The 19,888-nt window shown below is 68.4% G+C and carries 23 protein-coding genes, 1 tRNA gene and 1 riboswitch; of the genes, 16 read left to right on the top strand and 8 right to left on the bottom strand.

The genetic code is table 11. From position 1 onward, the window contains the following. The first annotated feature begins 96 nt into the window (after positions 1-96). Positions 97-429 carry a hypothetical protein gene (locus tag OG782_RS13325; protein WP_406450581.1) on the top strand — a complete coding sequence of 111 codons (333 nt, stop codon included), beginning with the start codon at positions 97-99 and terminating at the stop codon, positions 427-429. 6 nt (positions 430-435) lie between these two features. Here the strand turns inward: OG782_RS13325 and OG782_RS13320 are convergent, their stop codons facing one another. Both OG782_RS13320 and OG782_RS13315 read right to left on the bottom strand, forming a co-directional pair. Next, positions 436-1,020 carry an isochorismatase family protein gene (locus tag OG782_RS13320; RefSeq protein ID WP_406450579.1) on the bottom strand — a complete coding sequence of 195 codons (585 nt, stop codon included), beginning with the start codon at positions 1,018-1,020 and terminating at the stop codon, positions 436-438. Positions 1,021-1,224: 204 nt separating this feature from the next. Next, positions 1,225-2,553 (bottom strand): nicotinate phosphoribosyltransferase, encoded by a 1,329-nt coding sequence (locus OG782_RS13315; protein ID WP_406450577.1) that lies wholly within the window; start codon positions 2,551-2,553, stop codon positions 1,225-1,227. A 111-nt stretch (positions 2,554-2,664) separates the two neighbouring features. On the opposite strand from OG782_RS13315, the gene clpS reads away from it, so the two are divergent. The 8 genes from clpS (at position 2,665) to OG782_RS13275 (ending at position 8,681) form a co-directional block, all read left to right on the top strand. After that, entirely contained in the window at positions 2,665-2,970 is a 306-nt protein-coding gene (gene clpS / locus OG782_RS13310) for an ATP-dependent Clp protease adapter ClpS (RefSeq protein WP_018555894.1), read from the top strand. A gap of 62 nt (positions 2,971-3,032) precedes the next feature. Next, a complete protein-coding gene (locus OG782_RS13305; protein WP_406450575.1) occupies positions 3,033-3,644 on the top strand; it encodes a DUF2017 domain-containing protein in 612 nt (203 codons plus the stop codon). Between the two features lie 318 nt (positions 3,645-3,962). Then, a complete protein-coding gene (locus tag OG782_RS13300) occupies positions 3,963-5,399 on the top strand; it encodes an amino acid permease (protein ID WP_406450573.1) in 1,437 nt (478 codons plus the stop codon). Positions 5,400-5,536: 137 nt separating this feature from the next. After that, a complete protein-coding gene (locus OG782_RS13295) occupies positions 5,537-5,977 on the top strand; it encodes a Mov34/MPN/PAD-1 family protein (RefSeq protein WP_406450571.1) in 441 nt (146 codons plus the stop codon). 136 nt (positions 5,978-6,113) lie between these two features. After that, entirely contained in the window at positions 6,114-6,239 is a 126-nt protein-coding gene (locus OG782_RS13290) for a putative leader peptide (protein WP_406450569.1), read from the top strand. A 115-nt stretch (positions 6,240-6,354) separates the two neighbouring features. Further along, on the top strand, positions 6,355-6,633 hold the full coding sequence (locus OG782_RS13285; RefSeq protein WP_136325491.1) for a MoaD/ThiS family protein: 279 nt from the start codon (positions 6,355-6,357) through the stop codon (positions 6,631-6,633). Beyond that, positions 6,633-7,583, top strand: a complete 951-nt coding sequence (locus tag OG782_RS13280; protein WP_406450566.1) for a PLP-dependent cysteine synthase family protein — start codon at positions 6,633-6,635, stop codon at positions 7,581-7,583. The genes OG782_RS13285 and OG782_RS13280 overlap by 1 nt, the downstream gene beginning before the upstream one ends. A gap of 345 nt (positions 7,584-7,928) precedes the next feature. After that, positions 7,929-8,681, top strand: a complete 753-nt coding sequence (locus tag OG782_RS13275; RefSeq protein WP_406450564.1) for an MBL fold metallo-hydrolase — start codon at positions 7,929-7,931, stop codon at positions 8,679-8,681. 76 nt (positions 8,682-8,757) lie between these two features. Here the strand turns inward: OG782_RS13275 and OG782_RS13270 are convergent, their stop codons facing one another. After that, complete coding sequence (locus OG782_RS13270; protein WP_406450562.1) at positions 8,758-10,035, bottom strand: PTS transporter subunit EIIC; 1,278 nt, start codon at positions 10,033-10,035, stop codon at positions 8,758-8,760. Between the two features lie 264 nt (positions 10,036-10,299). Then, positions 10,300-11,610 (bottom strand): PTS transporter subunit EIIC, encoded by a 1,311-nt coding sequence (locus tag OG782_RS13265; protein ID WP_406450560.1) that lies wholly within the window; start codon positions 11,608-11,610, stop codon positions 10,300-10,302. A 221-nt stretch (positions 11,611-11,831) separates the two neighbouring features. Here OG782_RS13265 and OG782_RS13260 point away from each other — a divergent pair, with 221 nt between their 5' ends. Then, on the top strand, positions 11,832-12,065 hold the full coding sequence (locus OG782_RS13260; protein ID WP_018517946.1) for a glucose PTS transporter subunit EIIB: 234 nt from the start codon (positions 11,832-11,834) through the stop codon (positions 12,063-12,065). 102 nt (positions 12,066-12,167) lie between these two features. Here the strand turns inward: OG782_RS13260 and OG782_RS13255 are convergent, their stop codons facing one another. Continuing rightward, positions 12,168-13,925, bottom strand: a complete 1,758-nt coding sequence (locus OG782_RS13255) for a SpoIIE family protein phosphatase (RefSeq protein WP_406450558.1) — start codon at positions 13,923-13,925, stop codon at positions 12,168-12,170. A 75-nt stretch (positions 13,926-14,000) separates the two neighbouring features. Here OG782_RS13255 and rph point away from each other — a divergent pair, with 75 nt between their 5' ends. The 3 genes from rph to rdgB all read left to right on the top strand — a co-directional run bounded on the left by rph (position 14,001) and on the right by rdgB (position 15,869). After that, positions 14,001-14,738, top strand: coding sequence for a ribonuclease PH (rph, locus tag OG782_RS13250; RefSeq protein ID WP_406450556.1), 738 nt, complete (start codon positions 14,001-14,003; stop codon positions 14,736-14,738). A gap of 100 nt (positions 14,739-14,838) precedes the next feature. Beyond that, complete coding sequence (locus OG782_RS13245; RefSeq protein ID WP_406450554.1) at positions 14,839-15,234, top strand: hypothetical protein; 396 nt, start codon at positions 14,839-14,841, stop codon at positions 15,232-15,234. Positions 15,235-15,266: 32 nt separating this feature from the next. Further along, complete coding sequence (rdgB, locus tag OG782_RS13240) at positions 15,267-15,869, top strand: RdgB/HAM1 family non-canonical purine NTP pyrophosphatase (RefSeq protein ID WP_406450552.1); 603 nt, start codon at positions 15,267-15,269, stop codon at positions 15,867-15,869. Between the two features lie 53 nt (positions 15,870-15,922). Here the strand turns inward: rdgB and OG782_RS13235 are convergent. The 3 genes from OG782_RS13235 to bcp all read right to left on the bottom strand — a co-directional run bounded on the left by OG782_RS13235 (position 15,923) and on the right by bcp (position 18,495). Next, positions 15,923-15,997: transfer RNA gene (locus OG782_RS13235), tRNA-Leu, on the bottom strand. Positions 15,998-16,368: 371 nt separating this feature from the next. After that, positions 16,369-17,865, bottom strand: coding sequence for a glycine betaine/L-proline transporter ProP (gene proP / locus OG782_RS13230; protein ID WP_406450550.1), 1,497 nt, complete (start codon positions 17,863-17,865; stop codon positions 16,369-16,371). 162 nt (positions 17,866-18,027) lie between these two features. Further along, complete coding sequence (bcp, locus tag OG782_RS13225) at positions 18,028-18,495, bottom strand: thioredoxin-dependent thiol peroxidase (protein WP_406450548.1); 468 nt, start codon at positions 18,493-18,495, stop codon at positions 18,028-18,030. Positions 18,496-18,622: 127 nt separating this feature from the next. Here bcp and OG782_RS13220 point away from each other — a divergent pair, with 127 nt between their 5' ends. The 3 genes from OG782_RS13220 (at position 18,623) to OG782_RS13210 (ending at position 19,876) form a co-directional block, all read left to right on the top strand. Continuing rightward, entirely contained in the window at positions 18,623-18,943 is a 321-nt protein-coding gene (locus OG782_RS13220; protein ID WP_406450546.1) for a DUF3618 domain-containing protein, read from the top strand. 69 nt (positions 18,944-19,012) lie between these two features. Beyond that, positions 19,013-19,351 carry a co-chaperone GroES gene (locus OG782_RS13215; protein ID WP_266779271.1) on the top strand — a complete coding sequence of 113 codons (339 nt, stop codon included), beginning with the start codon at positions 19,013-19,015 and terminating at the stop codon, positions 19,349-19,351. A 100-nt stretch (positions 19,352-19,451) separates the two neighbouring features. After that, positions 19,452-19,516: riboswitch (guanidine-III (ykkC-III) riboswitch) on the top strand. Positions 19,517-19,555: 39 nt separating this feature from the next. Next, positions 19,556-19,876, top strand: coding sequence for a DMT family transporter (locus tag OG782_RS13210; protein ID WP_406450544.1), 321 nt, complete (start codon positions 19,556-19,558; stop codon positions 19,874-19,876). Positions 19,877-19,888 lie beyond the last annotated feature (12 nt).

Here is a 19,888-nt window from a genome sequence, read left to right as displayed (position 1 = left end):
TCGGCCGTCGCCCTCTAGCGGGCGGCGGCCGATCGTGTTTAGGTGCCTCTTGTTCGGTTTCTTATTGACACGACGTCTCACGGGGGAGCGCGGAGCATGGCAGGCGGAGGATTCAGCAAGTTGCCGAACGGGAGTGTGGTCGTCGCGATCACGCTGCCCAGCCCGGTACAGGGCGTGGGACCGGACACCCCGGTACGCGTCCTGGTGCACGCGGCCAACCGGGCCCGCGCACTGACCCGGCTGCGCAATCTGGGCCTGCGCGCCGTCTATCTCCGCGGCAACGCGGAGCCGCCCACACCGGACGAGATCACCGCCGTCCTGCACCATCCGGACGGCCTGCTCTGGCGAGCGAGACCCGAGCGGGCCCAGGAGCTCTGGCACCCGATCCAGGCCCTTCTGAGGCCCGCCCTGCCCGCCCGGCAGAGCTGACCGGACTCAGACCACCGGCTTGCCGGAGAGCACCACACCGGCATCCCGGAGCTCGGCCAGTGCGCGGTCCGTCGTCGCCTCGGCGACGCCCGCGGTCAGGTCGAGCAGCACATGCGTGGCGAAGCCCTCGCGGACGGCGTCCAGCGCGGTGGCCCGCACACAGTGATCGGTCGCGATACCGACCACGTCGACCTCGGTGACCTCACGGTCGCGCAGCCACTGCGCCAGCCCGACACCGTTCTCGTCCTGGCCCTCGAACCCGCTGTACGCGGCCGCGTACGCACCCTTGTCGAAGACCGTGTCGATCGCCCCGGAAGCCACCGCCGGGGCGAAATTGGGGTGGAAGCCCACCCCTTCCGTACCGGCGACGCAGTGCACGGGCCAGGAGTGCTCGAAGTCCGGCGTCGGCGAGAAGTGGCCGCCGGGATCGATGTGGTGGTCCCGGGTGGCCACCACGTGCCGGTAGCCGGGCCCGCCGGCACCGATCAGATCGGTGATGGCGGCGGCGACATCGGCACCCCCCGCCACCGCGAGGCTCCCGCCCTCGCAGAAGTCGTTCTGAACGTCCACGACGATCAAGGCGCGGTGCATGGCGGGTGTCCTTCGGTGGGGGAGCGAGCGGGGGAGTACGGGGTTACGGGGGTGGTCCGAGCCTAGATAATCCGGCCCGGCTTCGGGAGGGGGAGGCCGCGCAGATCAAGCAGAATCAAGCCCGCCCGGGCAAAATCGAGCCCGTCCGGCGATTGAGGACAAAGCGGCAAGCCGGGCGCACCCGGCACCCCGCACCCCGTCCCCTCACACGTACTCGGTAGGAATCACCGGCTCGCCCCGCGACAACTGCATCGCGGACATCGGCAGCCCCGCCCGCGCGGCGATGTGCCGCTCCCGCGCCGCGTCCAGCGGCTCACGTGCGATCACCTCGCCGCCCTTGACCAGCTCCACCAGCAGCTGCCGGCCGGCCAGCTCCGCCGGCACCGGGCCGGTACCGATCACCTCGGCCTCGGCCACCCCGTCCTCGTCCAGCCGGCGCGCCGCCCACTTGCGGCCGCCCATCGAGGACTTCGCGCCCAGCGACTTCTTCGCCACCGGCCGCAGCTCGTCCGCCGGATCGGCCGAGGAGGCGCGGGCGACCAGCTTGTAGACCATCGAGCAGGTGGGCTGCCCGCTGCCCGTCACCAGCTGCGTGCCCACCCCGTACGCGTCCACCGGAGCGGCGGCCAGCGAGGCGATCGCGTACTCGTCCAGGTCCGAGGTCACCACGATCTTCGTGCCCGTCGCGCCCAGCTCGTCCAGCTGCTGACGCACCCGGTGCGCCACCAGCAGCAGGTCGCCGGAGTCGATCCGGACCGCCCCCAGCTCGGTCCCGGCGACCTCGACCGCCGTACGGACCGCCGCCGTGACGTCGTACGTGTCGACCAGCAGCGTCGTGCCGCGCCCCAGCGAGTCGACCTGGGCCCGGAACGCGTCGCGCTCCGAATCGTGCAGCAGGGTGAACGCGTGCGCGCTCGTCCCGACCGTCGGGATGTTGTAGCGGAAGCCCGCGGCCAGGTCGGACGTGGTGTCGAAGCCGCCGATGTACGCGGCACGCGCCGAGGCCACCGCCGACAGCTCATGGGTGCGCCGCGCGCCCATCTCGATCAGCCCGCGCCCGCCCGCCGCCGCGGACATCCGCGAGGCCGCCGCGGCGATCGCCGAGTCGTGGTTGAGGATCGACAGGATCACGGTCTCCAGCAGCACGCATTCGGCGAAGGAGCCCTCGACCCGCAGGATCGGCGAGCCGGGGAAGTACACCTCGCCCTCCGGGTAGCCCCAGATGTCGCCGCTGAAGCGGTAATCGGCCAGGTAGTCGAGCGTGGGCCCGTCGACGATGTGCTGGTCGCGAAGGAAGGCGAGCATCTCGTCGTCGAAGTGGAAGTTCTCCACCGCGTCCAGGACCCGCCCGATGCCCGCGACGACGCCGTAGCGCCGCCCCTCGGGCAGCCGGCGGGTGAATGCCTCGAAGACCGAGCGCCGGCCGGCGGTGCCGGCCTTCAGCGCGGCCTGCACCATCGTGAGCTCGTACTGGTCGGTGAAGAGCGCTGTCGACGGCACACCGACCCGTCGCCCAAGGTCCGCAGAGTTCATGCCGGGGATGCTACCCCTATTTCGTCAAAGTGACGAGATGGGGGTGCTGGGCCCTGCGCGCCGCCGGGTCCGTTTGTGCGATACCCCCTCACGAGTGGCAGCATGGGGTAGGTGAGCGTCGCCCCCGTAGAGATCGAACGTCCCGAATCGGCCGAGGAGAACCTCGTTGTCCCCGAGCCCGACGTCCCCTGGGTGACGCTGGTCCACAACGACCCGGTCAACCTCATGAGCTATGTGACCTATGTCTTCCAGGCCTATTTCGGCTATTCCAAGGACAAGGCCCACAAACTCATGCTCGACGTCCACCAGAAGGGCCGCGCCGTCGTCTCCAGCGGCAGCCGCGAAGAGATGGAACGCGACGTCCAGGCCATGCACGGCTACGGACTGTGGGCCACCCTCACCCAGGACCGCAACTGACACCCCCGCCGCACCCCGGCACCACCCCACCCGCCCCGCCCGACCATCATCGGAGTCAACCCATGGCCGGCCACTTCGAGGCCACTCCCGGCGGCGGCGCGGCCGTCGCGCTCGACGAGGTGGAGATCTCGATCCTGCGCTCCCTCGCCGTTCAGCTGCTGGAACTCATCGGCCCCGGCGACCAGTCCGCCGAGGGCGAGGACCCGCTGGCCGCCCTCTTCGCCGAAGGCCCCAGCGAACCGCCCAGTGACCCGGCCCTGGCCCGCCTCTTCCCTGAGGCGTACGGCGACAAGGACAGCGAACTGCGGGCCGCGTCCGCCGAGTTCCGCCGCTTCACCGAGAACGACCTGCGCACCCGCAAGCGCGACGACGCCCTCGTCGTCGTCCGCACCCTCGACGCGCTCGCGCCGCAGTCGGAAGGGGCGTCGCGCAGCGACTCCGGCAAGGGCGCCGCCGTGCTCAGCCTCACTGCCGACGAATGCCGCAACTGGCTCGGCTCCCTCAATGACCTCCGGCTCACCATCGGCACCCGCCTGGAGGTCTCCGACGAGGACGGCACCGAGGACGGCTCCCTGTACCGGCTGTCCGACGACGATCCGCGCAAGCCCATGGTGATGGCCTACCTCTGGCTCGGCGCGCTCCAGGAAACCCTCGTCGAAACGCTGATGCCGTAACGCCGTACGTACGCCCCACCGCATCCCGTTCGCTCAACGGACGCTCAAATCCAAATAACGATCACGTCACCTGATCGGTCTTTTTTGCAGCGCCTGAACACCGTTGTCCGCTTTTTCCTGTGACCTGGGCCACATAATGTCCGGTGGATCGCCGATGCGGCCGTGATAAATCTTCACGACCACTCGGGGAACGCCACCCCTGTTTCCCGAGGGCGCTATCAGCCGGTAATCACCGGCAGCACTCCATCCATATCCGGGGGGATCAGGACCTGATCCGCAGCCGAAAGGCGCGGATCGGCGTGGAGAAAGGCGCACCACATGACATCGGCCCAGGTCGACAACGGACAGGACGGCCCGCACTCCGCGACCGCGGATGCCACCACTTCCGCCGAGGGCTACCAGCGCGCTCTCGGCGCCCGCCAGATCCAGATGATCGCGATCGGCGGGGCCATCGGAACCGGCCTCTTCCTCGGCGCCGGCAAAGCCATCGCCAAGGCCGGGCCCAGCCTCGTCCTGGCCTACGCCATCGCGGGCCTGGTGATCTTCTTCATCATGCGGGCCCTGGGCGAACTCCTCATGTACCGCCCCGTCTCGGGATCCTTCTCGGAGTACGCACGCGAATTCGTCGGCCCCTTCGCGGGATTTGTCACCGGCTGGACCTACTGGCTGTTCTGGGTCGTCACCGGAATCACCGAAGTCACCGCCGCGGCCCAGTACATGACGTTCTGGTTCGACATTCCCCAATGGGTTTCCGCACTCATCTTCACGATCATTCTCTACGGCGTGAACCTGATCTCCGTGAAACTTTTCGGGGAGCTCGAGTTCTGGTTCTCGATGGTCAAGGTCACCGCCATCGTCGGCATGATCCTCATCTGCGCCGGAATTCTCACCCTCGGCTTCTCCGACGCCGGAGACACCGCGTCCGTCACCCACCTGTGGTCCGACGGCGGCTTCTTCCCGCACGGCATCAAGGGCACCCTGATGACCCTGCAGATCGTGATGTTCGCCTTCCTCGCCGTCGAACTCGTCGGCGTCACCGCGGGCGAGTCCAAGGACCCCGGGACCGTCCTGCCCAAGGCCATCAACACCGTGCCGTGGCGCATCGCCGTCTTCTACGTCGGCGCCCTCGTCATGATCCTCTCGGTGGTCCCCTGGACCGAGTTCTCGCCCGGCGTCTCCCCGTTCGTCGAAGCCTTCGAGAAGATGGGCCTCGGACTCGGCGCCGGCATCGTCAACTTCGTCGTCCTGACCGCCGCGCTCTCCTCCTGCAACTCCGGCATGTACTCCACCGGCCGCATGCTGCGCGACCTCGCACTCAACGGCCAGGGCCCGAGGTTCTTCACCCGGCTCACGAGGAGCGGCACCCCGCTCGTCGGCACCACCGTCTCCGCCGCCCTCATGCTCGTCGGCGTCTGGATCAACTACCAGTGGCCCGGTGACGCCTTCACCTACGTCGTCTCCTTCGCCACCATCTCCGGCATGTGGGCCTGGATCATGATCCTGGTCAGCCAGCTCCGCTACCGCCGCCTGGCCGACCGCGGAGTCCTCCCGCAGTCCACCTTCCGGGCCCCCGGCGCCCCGTACACCAGCGTCTTCGCCCTCGCGTTCATCGGCGTGGTCATCGTGATGATGGGCATCGACAAGGACGCCAGGATCTCGCTCTACTGCGCCCCGCTCTGGGCGCTGATCCTCGGCGTCTCCTATCTGGTCCTCAAGGCCCGAAACCCCGAGAACAAGGCCTTCGCCGGCCGCTGAGGCACGGCCTGAGGCACGGCCTGAGGCACGGCCTGGGGTACGGCCTGAGGCGCGGCTGCGGCAAGGCCGATTCCACGATGCGGGCCCCCGCGTACCACTCCTCGGTACGCGGGGGCCCGTCGTCCTATCCTGGCGCCATGCTGACCATCACCCAGGCGCTCTACGACCAGATCGTCGCGCACTCCCGAGCCGACCACCCCGACGAGGCGTGCGGCGTGGTCGCCGGTCCGGCCGGAACCGGCCGCGCCGAACGCTTCATCCCCATGCTCAACGCGGCCCGCTCGCCCACGTTCTACGAGTTCGACTCGGCGGACCTCCTCAAGCTCTACCGCGACATGGACGACCGCGACGAGGAACCCGTCATCGTCTACCACTCGCACACCGCGACCGAGGCCTACCCCTCACGCACCGACGTCACCTACGCCAACGAACCCGGCGCCCACTACGTCCTCGTATCGACCGCCGACAGCGACGACGCGGGCCCCTTCCAGTTCCGCTCGTACCGCATCGTGGACGGTGAGATCACGGAGGAAGACGTCGAGATCATCGAGGAGGACGCCGAGGTCGTCGACGCGTAACCCGCGCCCCGACCACGGCCTCCCGCAACGGCCGGACAGGGCCGCCCGACCGGCCCTGTCCACCTGTCGAACGCCAGACATCCAACAGGTGAGATCACATTCCTGATCCCGGACCGGGAATCGATACGATGAGCGCATGGTTCCCCATGACGTGAGCGACAAGACGCCGGGCATGCTGCTCGTGGCGCGCCTGCACGTCGACCTGTGCCGACTCGCGAGCGCGATCTGTACGAACCACCGGACCGCCGGCCGCGAGGCCTGAGCCGGGCCGAGGTCGGCGCCGCCCAACGGGCGCCACCCCTTCACGCACCGACCCCCGCGCGGGGGCTGAGCCGCGCGCCCACCGTCACCACTCCGCTTCGACAGGAGCCCACGCCATGGCCATCGAGGTCCGCATCCCGACCATCCTCCGCACCTACACCGACGGCGCCAAGGCCGTCGAAGGCAACGGGGACACCCTCGCCGACCTCTTCACGGACCTGGAGAGCCGCCACACCGGCATCCGTGAGCGCATCGTCGACGGTGAGCAGCTGCGCCGCTTCGTGAACGTCTACCTCAACGACGAGGACGTCCGCTTCCTCGACGGCATCTCCACCAAGCTCAGCGACGGCGACAGCATCACCATCCTCCCGGCCGTCGCCGGCGGCATGAACTGATGCGCTATGACAGCCCGCTCGCCGCAGTGGGCAACACCCCGCTCGTCCGCCTGCCGCGGCTGTCACCGTCGGACGACGTCCGCATCTGGGCCAAGCTCGAGGACCGCAACCCCACCGGCTCGATCAAGGACCGCCCCGCGCTCCACATGGTCGAACAGGCCGAGAAGGACGGCCGGCTCACCCCCGGCTGCACCATCCTCGAACCCACCAGCGGCAACACCGGCATCTCACTCGCCATGGCGGCCAAGCTCAAGGGCTACCGCATCGTCTGCGTGATGCCGGAGAACACCTCCCAGGAGCGGCGCGACCTGCTCACCATGTGGGGCGCCGAGATCATTCCCTCCCCGGCGGCGGGCGGCTCCAACACCGCCGTGCGCGTCGCCAAGGAACTGGCGGCCGAGCACCCCGACTGGGTGATGCTCTACCAGTACGGCAACCCCGACAACGCGGGCGCCCACTACGCCACCACCGGCCCCGAGATCCTCGCAGACCTCCCCTCGATCACCCACTTCGTCGCGGGCCTCGGCACCACGGGCACCCTCATGGGCGTCGGCCGCTACCTGCGCGAACACGTAGAGAACATCAAGATCGTCGCTGCCGAGCCGCGCTACGACGACCTTGTCTACGGCCTGCGCAACCTCGACGAGGGCTTCGTCCCCGAGCTTTACGACGCCTCGGTCCTCACCACCCGCTTCTCCGTCGGCTCCGCCGACGCCGTCACCCGCACCCGCGAACTCCTCCAGCAGGAGGGCATCTTCGCGGGCGTCTCCACCGGCGCCGCACTCCACGCGGCGATCGGCGTCGGCAACAAGGCCGTCAAGGCCGGCGAGAGCGCCGACATCGTCTTCGTCGTCGCCGACGGCGGCTGGAAGTACCTGTCGACGGGCGTCTACACCGCCCCCACGACGGAGGCGGCGATCGAAACGCTGCAGGGCCAGCTCTGGGCGTAGAGCCTTTCGTTTTTGCCGCCCACCCCGGATGCCGGGGGCCAGGACCACAGCGGTCCGGGCCCCCGGCATCCGCCGTTTTGTGGGGGCGGAGCCCCGGTTACGGGAAGGGGCGGGGAGGGGAACAGGCCCCCGTAGGCGCACCCCTAGCCGCACCCGCACCCCAGCCGCACCGCCACCCGCCCCCCAGGGGCCCCGCTTCCATCGAACCGGTGACAGCACAGGTGAGTTCCCCCACAACGGCACACTCCAAAGGAGCGACCAGCTCTTTCGCGCCTTACGCTCAACAAACCGCTCAACGAACCGCACGAACCCTCCCCGTTCCCACGTCTCGGAGGTTCACGCTCCATGAAGCTCACCGTCGTCGGCTGCTCCGGCTCGTTCCCGTCCGCGGGTTCGGCATGCTCGAGCTACCTCGTAGAGGCCGACGGCTTCAGGCTGCTCCTCGACATGGGCAACGGCGCCCTCGGCGAGTTGCAGCGCCACGTCGGTCTCTACGACCTCGACGCCATCTTCCTCAGCCACCTCCATGCCGATCACTGCATCGACATGTGCGCGTACTTCGTCGTCCGGTACTACCCGCACGACGGCGGACGCCCGGCCCGTATCCCGGTCTACGGCCCCGACGGCACGGAGCAGCGGCTCACCACGGCCCACGCGGACACCCCGTCGGACCACTCGATGAGCGAGGTCTTCGACTTCCACACGCTGAAGCCGGGCTGGTTCGAGATCGGCCCCTTCTCGGTCCGTACGGAGAAGCTCTGCCACCCCGTCGACACGTTCGGCATCCGCATCGAGCACGGCGGCAGCTCGCTCACGTACTCCGGCGACACTGGGATGTGCGAGGCCCTGGAAGAGCTGGCCGAGGGCACCGACCTCTTCCTGTGCGAGGCGTCGTTCGTCCACGGCAAGGAAGACATCCCGGACCTCCACCTCAACGGCCGCGAGGCGGGCGAGATCGCTGCCCGCGCCGGGGCGGGCCGTCTGGTCCTCACCCACATCCCGCCGTGGACCGACGCCGCCCGCAACCTCTCCGACGCCCGCGAGGTCTTCGACGGCCCGACGGAGCCGGCGGTCCCGGGCGCGGTCTACGAGATCTAGCGCCCCGCGTACGACGAAGCCCTCACCTTCCGCCGGGAAGGTGAGGGCTTCGAGCTGTCGTGCTACGTGCTGCGTACTACTTGGCCTCGGCCTTGAGGAGCTCCGCGAGCTCCTCGTCGGACTCACGGCCCGGCGTCGGCAGGTTGAACTTGGTGATCGCGAAGCGGAAGACCACGTAGTAGATCGCCGCGAAGCAGAGACCGACCAGCGCGAGCAGCCAGGGCTTCTCCGCGATGCCGAGGTTCAGGAAGTAGTCGACCGCACCGGCGGAGAAGCCGAAGCCGTCCTTCATGCCGAGGCCCCAGGTGAGCGCCATCGAGACACCGGTCAGCACCGCGTGGATCGCGTACAGCACCGGGGCGATGAACATGAACGTGAACTCGATCGGCTCGGTCACACCCGTGACGAACGCGGTGGCGGCGAGCGAGAACATCATGCCGCCGACGACCTTGCGGCGCTCGGGGCGGGCGCAGTGGGTGATCGCGAGGCAGGCCGCCGGGAGGGCGAACATCATGATCGGGAAGAAGCCGGTCATGAACTGACCCGCGGTCGGGTCGCCGTGCAGGAAGCGGGCGATGTCGCCGTGGTAGTCCACGCCGCCGTCGTTGTACGTACCGGCCTGGAACCACGGGAAGGAGTTCAGGAGGTGGTGCATGCCGATCGGGATCAGCGCACGGTTGGCGACACCGAAGATGCCCGCGCCGACGGCGCCGGATCCGACGAGCCACTCACTGAGGTTGTGCAGACCGGCACCGAGGACCGGCCAGATCAGACCGAAGACGATGCCGACGACCAGGCCCGCGAAGGCCGAGAGGATCGGGACCAGGCGGCGGCCACCGAAGAAGCCCGCCCAGTCGGGCAGCTTGGTCCGGTAGAACTTCTGGTACAGCAGGGCCACGACTATGCCCATGACGACGCCGCCGAGCACACCGGCGTTGACCGGGGCCTCGTTCATGACGATCTTGCCGTCGGCCACGGCAGCGACCTTGGGCAGGTTGCTGTCGGTGAAGGTGGCGAGCACCTTCTGGAAGACCAGGTAGCCGGTGACGGCTGCGAGGGCGGTCGAACCGTCCGACTTCTTGGCGAAGCCGATCGCGATACCGACGCAGAACAGCAGCGCCATGTTGTCGAGCAGTGCGCCACCGCCCGCCGCCATGTAGCCGGCGATCTTGTTGATGAAGTCCGGGAAGGACTCCTTGCCGAGCATGTCGTCCTGCCCGAAACGGACCAGCAGGGCGGCTGCGGGCAGCACCGCGACCGGCAGCATGAGGCTGCGGCCGATGCGCTGCATGACAGCCATCACGCCGGAGCCCTTCGATTTGGTGACCGCGGGAGCGGTGCCAGCCGTGGACATCAACTTCCTCCATTGGGCAAGGCGCCGCCAGGGACAGGGTGTTCCGGGGGTGGGCGGCGACTCGAGAAACGTGCCGCGAAACGGCACGTGGTCTGGACCACTGAGTGGTGTAGACCAGTTGTAGCACGGTGAGGGTTAGATAAGGAACCTGCAATTTCCGACTACTTCGCAGTAGCCATCACCCACGCACAGTGACATGCCGAAGGCCCCCGGACCGGTGGGTCCGAGGGCCTTGGCGACAGGGGCCTATGCCCCTTGGAACAGCTACTTCGTGAGGTTCTTCTCGATCTCCTCCTCCAGTTCATCGGGCTCGCGGCCCGGCGTCTGGAGGTTGAATTTGGTGATCGCGAACCGGAAGATCGCGTAGTACAGGGCCGCGAACGCCAGGCCGACCGGAATGATCAGCCAGGGTTTCGTGGCCAGACTCCAGTTGATGACGTAGTCGATCAGACCCGCCGAGAAGCTGAAGCCGTCCTTCACCCCGAGCGCCCACGTCACCGCCATCGACACACCGGTCAGCACCGCGTGGATCGCGAACAGCAGGGGCGCCACGAAGAGGAACGAGTACTCGATCGGCTCCGTGATTCCCGTCACGAACGAGGTCAGGCCGACCGAGACCATCATGCCGCCGACCGCCTTGCGGCGATGCGGCTTCGCGCAGTGGTAGATCGCCAGCGCCGCCGCCGGGAGAGCGAACATCATGATCGGGAAGAAGCCGGTCGTGAACTGGCCGGCCGTCGGGTCGCCCGCCAGGAACCGGTTGATGTCACCGTGCACGACCGTCCCGTCCGGCTTCGTGAAGTCACCGAACTGGAACCAGACGAACGTGTTCAGGAACTGGTGCAGGCCGATGACCAGCAACGCGCGGTTGGCCAGACCGAAGATGCCCGAACCCACCCAGTCCAGGTCCACCAGCCACTTCGAGAAGCTGGTCAGCCCGTCACCGATCGGCTGCCACAGCCACGCGCACAGCGCCGCGAAGAGCAGACCCACGAAGGCCATGATGATCGGCACAAGACGGCGGCCGTTGAAGAATCCCAGCCAGTCCACCAGCTTCACCCGGTGGTAGCGCTGCCAGAACCAGGCGGACAGCAGGCCCACCACGATGCCGCCGAACACCCCCGGGTTCTGGTACTCGGCCGCCGTCACCTGCGCGTTGTCCGTGACACACGTACCGAACCACGTGCCGCCCGACACGAACGTCGAACCGGGGGCGCAGTCCACCGGGAACGCGTGCAGCACCGCGTAGAAGACGAGGAACCCGGTCACGGCGGCCAGCGCCGTCGAACCGTCCGACTTCTTCGCCATGCCGATCGCCACACCGACGCAGAACAGCAGCGGCAGACCCAGCCCCGAGTCGAGCAGCGCACCACCGGCGGCCGCGAACACCTTCGCGATGTTGTCCCAGCCCAGACCCTCGTCACCGAATACGTCCGGCTGGCCGAGCCGGTTGAGAATGCCCGCCGCCGGCAGCACGGCGATCGGGAGCTGAAGACTGCGCCCCATCTTCTGGAGGCCTTGGAAGAAGCCGTTCCACCACTTCTTCTGTGGGATCGCTGCGCTGCTCGAGCTCATCGGCGTCCTCCCGGAACCAGTCACGTCTACGGTCGGTGCACACTGGTGTAGACCAGTTGCGGTACGGTGCGGAGCCCGCCCGGAAGACAGGGCGCCGGTGATCGTCATCATTGGCGATCACCCGGCTACTCGCTCGCGAAGTTGGGCCAACCGTGCGTTACCGTGACGAAACGGACCCATGGTGGGCCGTCACATGTACGTGAAGAACCAGGGAGAAGGCCATGGCCAGCAAGGCTGAGAAGATCGTCGCCGGGCTCGGCGGAATCGAGAACATCGAAGAGGTCGAAGGCTGCATCACCCGCCTCCGCACCGAGGTCATCGACCCGAGCAAGGTCGACGAAGCCGCGCTCAAGGCCGCCGGCGCCCACGGCGTCGTCAAGATGGGCACCGCGATCCAGGTCGTCATCGGCACCGACGCCGACCCCATCGCCGCCGACATCGAAGACATGATGTGACCCACCGCTGAACCCGACCGGGCCAACCGCCCGGCACCGCCGCAGGCCCCGCCCACCCGGACGGGGCCTGCGGCGCACGCCGGAACCCCGCCCCCACCGCCCTCAGCGCACCCGGACCGCCAGGATCGCCACATCGTCCGAGGACTCGCCCTCATCCAGGCACGCCTCCACCAGGTACGCGCACAGATCACCCACATCCGAAGGCGCCGCCAGCGCCGCCGCACGCAGACGCTCAAGCCCCACCCCCAACTCCTCCCCGCGCCGCTCCACCAGACCATCCGTGTACAGCACCAGCAACGCCCCCGGCGGCAGATCGAACTCATCCGCCTCCGCATCCCACTCATCGACCACACCCAGCGGAACACCCTGACCCGCACGCAGGAACCGCGCCCCCGAATGGTCCACCAGCAACGGCGGACAATGACCGGCGGACGCCACCACCGCCCTCCGCTCCTTCGGATCGACCGTCATGTACAGCACCGTCGCCAGATCCGTCAGCGCCATGTCCTGACTCAGCGCATTCAGATGCGTCAGCACCGCCACCGGATCCTCCCCCTCCACCAGCGCATAACTGCGCAGCGCCGTCCGCAACTGCCCCATCGCCGTCGCCGCGCGCAGCCCCTTGCCCATCACGTCACCCAGCGCAAGACCCGCCTTCCCGTCGGGCAGCCCCATCACGTCGTACCAGTCACCCCCGGCCTGCATCCCCCGCGCCCCCGGCAGACTGCACGCGGCGACCTGCACCCCGGTGATCTCGGGCAACTCCTGCGCCAGCATCGACTGCTGAAGCGTCCCCGCGATCCGGCGCTCACGCTCGTACAACAGATTGTTCTCGACCATCTGCCCCGCGAACCGGCAGTACGTCCCCACCAACTGCCGCTGCCGCAGCGTCGGCCGCCCCGGCTTCCGCCACGCCCAGGCCACCACACCCAGCCGCCGGCCCGACGTGGTGGTCAGAGCCAGCGCGTACACCCGGCGGAACCCCGCCGCACGGCCCAGCTCACGCATGCTCGGCGTACAGGACGGATCGGTCTCCACATCCTCCACGATCAGCGCACCCCCCGCGGCCTCCGCCTCATCGACCAGAAACCGCCCGGGCGGCAACGCCTCGACGGCCTCACGGACCGACCGCGTATCCGCCGGCATCCCGTACAGCGCGCGCGTGCGCATCGAGGAACCGTCCTCGTCCCGCAGCCGCGCCACACCCATGTCCGCCCGGAGCAGCCGCGCACCCTCACCCAGGACCTGATGCAGCGTGCCGTCCACACTGTCGTGATCCGTCAGCCGCTCGGCCAGGCTGTGCACCCAGGTGGCGTCCTCCAGCTGTTCGGCCAGCCTGCGGTTCACCTCGTCCAGGTCGTCGGCCGACTGCCGCCGCTGGGAGACGTCATGGATGTACGCGACGGCCAGCGGCAGCTCGTCGGGCCCGGAATCCAGTGGCACGGCACTGATGTCCAGCCACAGCGCCCGCTCGCCCTCCGGCCGGTACCGCACCTCGGCCCTCGCCGGACGGCGCAGGGCCAGCGCGACACCGAGCGGCGACTCGACGAACCGCAACGGCTCGCCGTTGCGGTCGCAGAACGACGTCGCCGCCCGGGCCAGCCCGCCCGGCTCCGACGGCACCACCGCCCCGAACAGCTCCGCCAGCCGCCCGTTCGCATACACCGTCGTCGCCCCCTGCTCGGCGGAAGCGATGACGATTCCATGCGGCGCACCCTCCAGAACCTGCGCGGACGCGAGATGGTCCGCCAGGGGCAGACGAGGCGCCGCAAGCTGCGGCCGGATTGTCTGACTCGAAAGGAGGGGCATGACATCTTCCTGTGGCAGAGAATTAGATAGTAAAAGCTTAATCAGTCTCACAGTAAAGATGGAAAGGCTGAATGTCCCCCGGCAGCGGGCCGAAGGTCCCGCCACCCGCCGGATAGGCTTCCGCCCATGTCTCGTATCGACGGCCGCACCCCCGACCAGCTCCGCCCCGTCACCATCGAACGCGGATGGAGCAAGCACGCCGAAGGATCCGTACTCATCTCCTTCGGCGACACCAAAGTCTTCTGCACCGCCTCCGTCACCGAAGGCGTACCCCGCTGGCGCAAGGGCAGCGGCGAAGGCTGGGTCACCGCCGAATACTCCATGCTGCCCCGCTCCACCAACACCCGCGGCGACCGCGAATCCGTACGCGGCAAGATCGGCGGCCGCACCCACGAGATCAGCCGCCTCATCGGCCGCTCCCTGCGCGCCGTCATCGACTACAAGGCCCTCGGCGAGAACACCATCGTCCTGGACTGCGACGTCCTCCAGGCCGACGGCGGCACCCGCACCGCCGCCATCACCGGCGCGTACGTCGCCCTCGCCGACGCCATCACCTGGGCCCAGGGCAAGAAGATCATCAAGGCCGGCCGCAAGCCGCTGACCGGCACCGTCTCCGCCATCAGCGTCGGCATCGTCGACGGCACCCCCCTCCTCGACCTCTGCTACGAGGAGGACGTCCGCGCCGAGACCGACATGAACGTCGTCTGCACCGGCGACGGCCGCTTCGTCGAGGTCCAGGGCACCGCCGAGGCCGAACCCTTCGACCGCAAGGAACTGAACGCCCTCCTCGACCTCGCCACCGCCGGCTGCGTCGACCTCACCCGGTTCCAGAACGACGCCCTCGCCCGCACCCTCGGCGAGTAAAGAAGCAACCAAGTCCCCACGCACAGCGTCGATACGAATACGGGCGCACGGGTCGAACCGTGCGCCCGTCCACGTATCCGCACCCGGGGAGGACCACACCATGGCCACGCGCCACCGACGTCACCGCCGCACCGCACTGGCCATCACCGCCGCGCTGATCACCGTCACCGCAGCGGCCGGCTGCGGCGCCCTCGACAAGACGCTCGACTGCGTCCGCACCGCCGACGCCATCGCCACCAGCGTCGACAACCTCCAGCAGGCCGTCGCCAACGCCTCCAGCGACCCCACCCAGGCCTCCGAATCCCTCGACGAGATCGAGAAGGAGCTCGGCAACCTCGGCGACAAGACCGACAACGCCGACCTCAGCAAGGCCGTCCAGGACCTCCAGACCGGCGTCGGCAACGTCCGCGACTCCATCAACAAGGGCGACGCCACCCCCGACATCACCCCCGTCACCGACGCGGCAACGGAGATCGGCAAGGTCTGCACCCCGTAATCCGTCCCCCCGGACGCGGCGACAATGGACCCATGACCCGTCTCATCCTCGCCACCCGCAACGCCGGGAAGATCACCGAACTCCACGCGATCCTCGCCGACGCAGGCCTCACCCACGAACTCGTCGGCGCGGACGCGTACCCGGAGATCCCCGACGTCAAGGAAACCGGCGTCACCTTCGCCGAGAACGCCCTCCTCAAGGCCCACGCCCTCGCTCAGGCCACCGGCCACCCCGCCATCGCCGACGACTCCGGCCTCTGCGTCGACGTACTCGGCGGCGCCCCCGGCATCTTCTCGGCCCGCTGGTCCGGCACCCACGGCGACGACCGCGCCAACCTCGACCTGCTCCTGGCCCAGCTCTCGGACATCGACGACACCCACCGCGCGGCCCACTTCGCCTGCGCCGCCGCCCTCGCCCTCCCCGACGGCACGGAACGCGTGGTCGAGGGCCGCCTGCTCGGCACCCTGCGCCACACCCCGTCGGGCACGGGCGGCTTCGGCTACGACCCGATCCTCCAGCCGGAGGGCGAGACCCGAACCTGCGCGGAACTGACCCCGGCGGAGAAGAACGCGATCAGCCACCGGGGGAAGGCGTTCCGGGCGCTGGTGCCGGTGGTGCGGGAGTTGGTGGGGTGAGATACAGAGAGGCCGCTACCTTCGAATTGAAGGTAGCGGCCTCTCTGTGCCTGTGGGCCCGGTGGGATTCGAACCCACGACACACCGGACCTAAACCGGCGCCCTCTAGCCAGCTGGGGTACGGACCCGCGCGCCCCACTCTACTGTGCGAGGTTGCGCCGCTTCGAGAAGGTTTCGGTCTGGCTGTGGCATGACGGGCATAGGCGCCGCAGGTTGTCCTGGCGGTTGTTGAGCGGGTCGCCGTCAACGTGGTCGATCTCCAGGACGAGGCGATTCCCCCGCCACGTCTCACCGGTCCCGCGCTTTGTGCACTCATGGGGAACCCCGGCATCGTCGAGTGCTCGCCTTAGGAGAGTGGTACGCGTTCGGGACGCCGCGCCTTCCAGGCGGACGAGGACGTTTATCGGAGAGTCACGTCCGATATCCGACAAGATGCGGAATGGCCCGCCCCGCTTCGGCGGCAACCGAAGCGGGGCGGGCCATTCGCCGGACGACCGGGTCAGAACTTCGGGTCCGGCGTCTGGGACGCGCAGAGTTCTGCGGCCTCCTCCTCCGTCTCCACCGACGGCGGGGAGCCGTCCAGGGGCTTGTTCGCGGTCTCCTTCATGCAGGCCACCGCGATCACGCCGACCACCGCGGCGCCCATCGCGTAGTACGCCGGCATCAGGTTGGAGCCCGACCAGCTGATCAGGGCCGTGATGACCAGCGGGGTCGTACCGCCGAAGATCGACGCCGAGAGGTTGTAGCCCACCGACAGGGAGCCGTAGCGGACCTGCGTGGGGAACAGGGCCGGGAGTGCGGCGGACATCGTGCCGAGCATGCAGACCAGCGAGAGGCCCAGCATCAGCATGCCGATCGTGATCGCCGGGATGCCGCCCTGGCGGATCAGGAGGAAGGCCGGGAGCGAGAAGACCAGGAAGCCGAGCATGCCCGTCATGAGGAGGGGCTTGCGGCCGAAGCGGTCGGAGAGCTTGCCGACCCGGCTGATGATCAGCATCAGGAAGACCATGACGCCGAGCAGGATCAGCAGGCCGTGGGTCTCGCTGTAGCCGAGTTCGTCGGAGAGGTACGTCGGCATGTACGACAGCAGCATGTAGTCGGTGATGTTGTACGCGCCGACCAGGCAGATGCACAGGATCAGCGTCGGCCAGTAGTCGCGGAAGATCTTGGCGAGGTCGCCCTTGGTGCTCGTTTCGACTCCGTCCGCCGCCTCGGTGGCGTGGGCCGTGCCGCCTTCGAGCTTCTGGAAGGCCGGGGTCTCGTCGAGGCGCAGTCGCAGGTAGAGGCCGACGAGGCCGAGGGGTCCGGCGACGAGGAAGGGGATGCGCCAGCCCCAGGACTCCATCTGGGTGTCGTTGAGGAGGGCGTAGAGCGCGGTGACCAGGCCCGCTGCTCCGACGTATCCGGCGAGGGTGCCGAATTCGAGGAAGCTGCCGAAGTAGCCGCGTCGTTTGTCGGGGGCGTACTCGGCGATGAAGGTGGAGGCGCCTCCGTACTCGCCGCCGGTCGAGAAGCCCTGGAGCATCCGGAAGAGGATGAGGAGGATGGGGGCCCCGACACCGATGGTGCCGTGGGAGGGGATGACGCCGATCGCGAAGGTGCCGACCGCCATGAGGATCATGGTGAGGGCGAGGACCTTCTTGCGGCCGATCTTGTCGCCCATCGGGCCGAAGAACATGCCGCCGAGCGGTCGCACGAGGAAGGCGACGGCGAAGGTGGCGAAGGAGGAGAGGAGCTGGGTCGTGTCGTTCCCGGACGGGAAGAAGACATGGCCCAGGGTGGCGGCCAGGTAGGAGTAGATGCCGAAGTCGAACCACTCCATGGCGTTGCCGAGCGATGCGGCCTTCACTGCCCGCTTGACCGCCTGGTCGTCGGTGACCGTGATGTCCGTGCGGCGCAGCTTGGGGTTCTGGCGCTTTCGGATGGCGCGGAAGAGGGCGGGGTGGCGTTTGACCGCTTCGGGGTCGGCCGGCTGGTGGAGGTCGGGGGCCGCCATGGCCGGGTCCTTTCCTTGGTGGGTGTTCCAGGAAAGGCTTCTGCGCGGTCATGGCGGCTGCAAACCGATTGGGCGGGGGATTGGGATGTCCATCACATGTTTTCGGCCGTTCGGCCCAGTCCCCGGGTGGTGATTCCCGCTTTTTCCGGCCTGTGCGGCGGGTCAGATGCCGAGGTCCCTGATGATCTTGGCGACGTGGCCGGTGGCCTTGACGTTGTAGAAGGCGTGCTCGACCTTGCCGTTCTCGTCGACGACGATCGTGGAGCGGATGACGCCCGTCACCGTTTTGCCGTAGAGCTTCTTCTCGCCGAAGGCGCCGTAGGCCTCCAGGGTCTCCTTGGCGGGGTCGCCGACCAGCGTGACCTTGAGGTTCTCCTTCTCGCGGAACTTGGCGAGCTTCTCCGGCTTGTCGGGGGAGATGCCGATGACGTCGTATCCGGCGTCGGCCAGGAGGTCGAGGTTGTCGGTGAAGTCGCAGGCCTGCTTGGTGCAGCCGGGGGTGAGGGCGGCCGGGTAGAAGTAGACGATGACCTTGCGGCCCTTGTGGTCCGCGAGCGAGACGTCGTTCCCGTCGGCGTCGGGGAGGGTGAAGGCGGGGGCGGTGTCGCCGGTCTGGAGTCGCTCGCTCATGGTTCTCCTCTTTGGTGCGTGGGGTGTACGGGACCGAGGGTAATAGGGGTGCCGCCGGGTGCGGGGGCGGTCGAGCTGACAGACTGTCGATGAAGGTTTACCGGACGAGGACCACGGAGGCGGCGCAGTGTCGGATGCCAGGACCCCTGCGCAGATCGAGGCGGACATCATCAGCAGGCGTGAGCAGCTCGCGGTGGTGCTCGATGAGATCGGGGTGCGGGTGCACCCGAAGACGATCATGGGTGATGCGAAGGCCAAGGCGGCTGAGGCCGTGGACCGGACGGCCGGTCGGGCGTTCGTCGCGGTGAACCGGACGGTGTCGGATGTGAAGGCGCAGTTCGTGTCGGAGGAGGGTGCGCCGCGGCTGGAGCGGGTGATTCCGGCGGCGTTGCTGGCGGTGGGTGTGGTGGGTCTGCTCGCCGTGTCGGTGCGGCGCAGGAAGCGCTGATTCCTCGCGGTTGTCGTTGTGCGGGCCCGAGGGGGCGCGGGTGCGGCGGGGGCAGGTAGGTTGCGGGGCGTGAGCGAGAACACCGACGACAAGCTGCCCATCCGGATGCTGCACGACCGTGTGCTGGTCCGGTCCGATTCTCCTGAGGGTGAGCGGCGTTCCGGCGGCGGCATTCTGATTCCTGCGACGGCTGCGGTCGGCCGTCGGCTGGGGTGGGCCGTGGTGGTCGCGGTGGGGCAGAACGTGCGGACGGTGGAGCCGGGGGACCGGGTGCTGTACGACCCCGAGGACCGTGCCGAGGTGGAGGTGCGGGGCGTGGCGTATGTGCTGATGCGGGAGCGGGATCTGCATGCGGTGGCGGCGGACCGGTTCGAGGGTTCGGTGGATTCGACGGGGCTGTATCTGTAGGTACCTGTAGGTGTCTGTAGTCCCGATCTGTGGTCCCCGCGCGTGTTGCACGACTGTGGGGTGAGGCCTGGTGACCGTTGTCACCAGGCCTTTTGCCTGTTCTTTGCTACGGTGGGGTGACCCCGACGAGACGCGCCGTACCGGGTTTCGCAAAGACGACGCATCCCTGTTGTTCGTGTGTTCTGTGTCGTCGGAGGTGCCGTCATGGCGTGGGTTCTGTTGGTGGTCGCGGGTCTGCTGGAAGTGGGCTGGTCGATCGGGATGAAGTACACCGAGGGGTTCACCCGGCTGTGGCCGAGTGTGTTCACCGGCCTCGGGATCGTCGCGAGCATGGTGTTGCTGTCCCATGCGGCGAAGACGCTGCCGATCGGTACGGCGTACGGCGTGTGGGTCGGTATCGGTGCGGCGGGTGCGGCGGTGCTCGGCATGGTGGTGCTGGGTGAGCCCGCCACCGCGGCCCGTATTTTCTTCGTGTGTCTGCTGCTGGTGGCCGTGGTGGGTCTCAAGGCGACCTCGGGTCACTGACGGGCGCGGGGC

The sequence above is a fragment of the Streptomyces sp. NBC_00876 genome, assembly GCF_045207435.1.
Taxonomy (GTDB): Bacteria; Actinomycetota; Actinomycetes; order Streptomycetales; family Streptomycetaceae; genus Streptomyces.
Note: the sequence above shows the minus strand (reverse complement) of the source record. Positions and strands in the feature narration are given on the sequence as shown.

Bases quoted from the DNA above. Each gene is read 5' to 3' on its own strand.
- OG782_RS13315 (WP_406450577.1), bottom strand. From the start codon at position 2,553: ATGAACTCTGCGGACCTTGGGCGACGGGTCGGTGTGCCGTCGACAGCG.
- rph (WP_406450556.1), top strand. From the start codon at position 14,001: ATGTCTCGTATCGACGGCCGCACCCCCGACCAGCTCCGCCCCGTCACC.
- OG782_RS13300 (WP_406450573.1), top strand. From the start codon at position 3,963: ATGACATCGGCCCAGGTCGACAACGGACAGGACGGCCCGCACTCCGCG.
- OG782_RS13210 (WP_406450544.1), top strand. From the start codon at position 19,556: ATGGCGTGGGTTCTGTTGGTGGTCGCGGGTCTGCTGGAAGTGGGCTGG.
- OG782_RS13325 (WP_406450581.1), top strand. From the start codon at position 97: ATGGCAGGCGGAGGATTCAGCAAGTTGCCGAACGGGAGTGTGGTCGTC.
- bcp (WP_406450548.1), bottom strand. From the start codon at position 18,495: ATGAGCGAGCGACTCCAGACCGGCGACACCGCCCCCGCCTTCACCCTC.
- OG782_RS13285 (WP_136325491.1), top strand. From the start codon at position 6,355: ATGGCCATCGAGGTCCGCATCCCGACCATCCTCCGCACCTACACCGAC.
- rdgB (WP_406450552.1), top strand. From the start codon at position 15,267: ATGACCCGTCTCATCCTCGCCACCCGCAACGCCGGGAAGATCACCGAA.
- OG782_RS13245 (WP_406450554.1), top strand. From the start codon at position 14,839: ATGGCCACGCGCCACCGACGTCACCGCCGCACCGCACTGGCCATCACC.
- OG782_RS13275 (WP_406450564.1), top strand. From the start codon at position 7,929: ATGAAGCTCACCGTCGTCGGCTGCTCCGGCTCGTTCCCGTCCGCGGGT.
- OG782_RS13295 (WP_406450571.1), top strand. From the start codon at position 5,537: ATGCTGACCATCACCCAGGCGCTCTACGACCAGATCGTCGCGCACTCC.
- OG782_RS13280 (WP_406450566.1), top strand. From the start codon at position 6,633: ATGCGCTATGACAGCCCGCTCGCCGCAGTGGGCAACACCCCGCTCGTC.
- OG782_RS13260 (WP_018517946.1), top strand. From the start codon at position 11,832: ATGGCCAGCAAGGCTGAGAAGATCGTCGCCGGGCTCGGCGGAATCGAG.
- OG782_RS13290 (WP_406450569.1), top strand. From the start codon at position 6,114: ATGGTTCCCCATGACGTGAGCGACAAGACGCCGGGCATGCTGCTCGTG.
- proP (WP_406450550.1), bottom strand. From the start codon at position 17,865: ATGGCGGCCCCCGACCTCCACCAGCCGGCCGACCCCGAAGCGGTCAAA.
- OG782_RS13305 (WP_406450575.1), top strand. From the start codon at position 3,033: ATGGCCGGCCACTTCGAGGCCACTCCCGGCGGCGGCGCGGCCGTCGCG.
- OG782_RS13265 (WP_406450560.1), bottom strand. From the start codon at position 11,610: ATGAGCTCGAGCAGCGCAGCGATCCCACAGAAGAAGTGGTGGAACGGC.
- OG782_RS13270 (WP_406450562.1), bottom strand. From the start codon at position 10,035: ATGTCCACGGCTGGCACCGCTCCCGCGGTCACCAAATCGAAGGGCTCC.
- OG782_RS13320 (WP_406450579.1), bottom strand. From the start codon at position 1,020: ATGCACCGCGCCTTGATCGTCGTGGACGTTCAGAACGACTTCTGCGAG.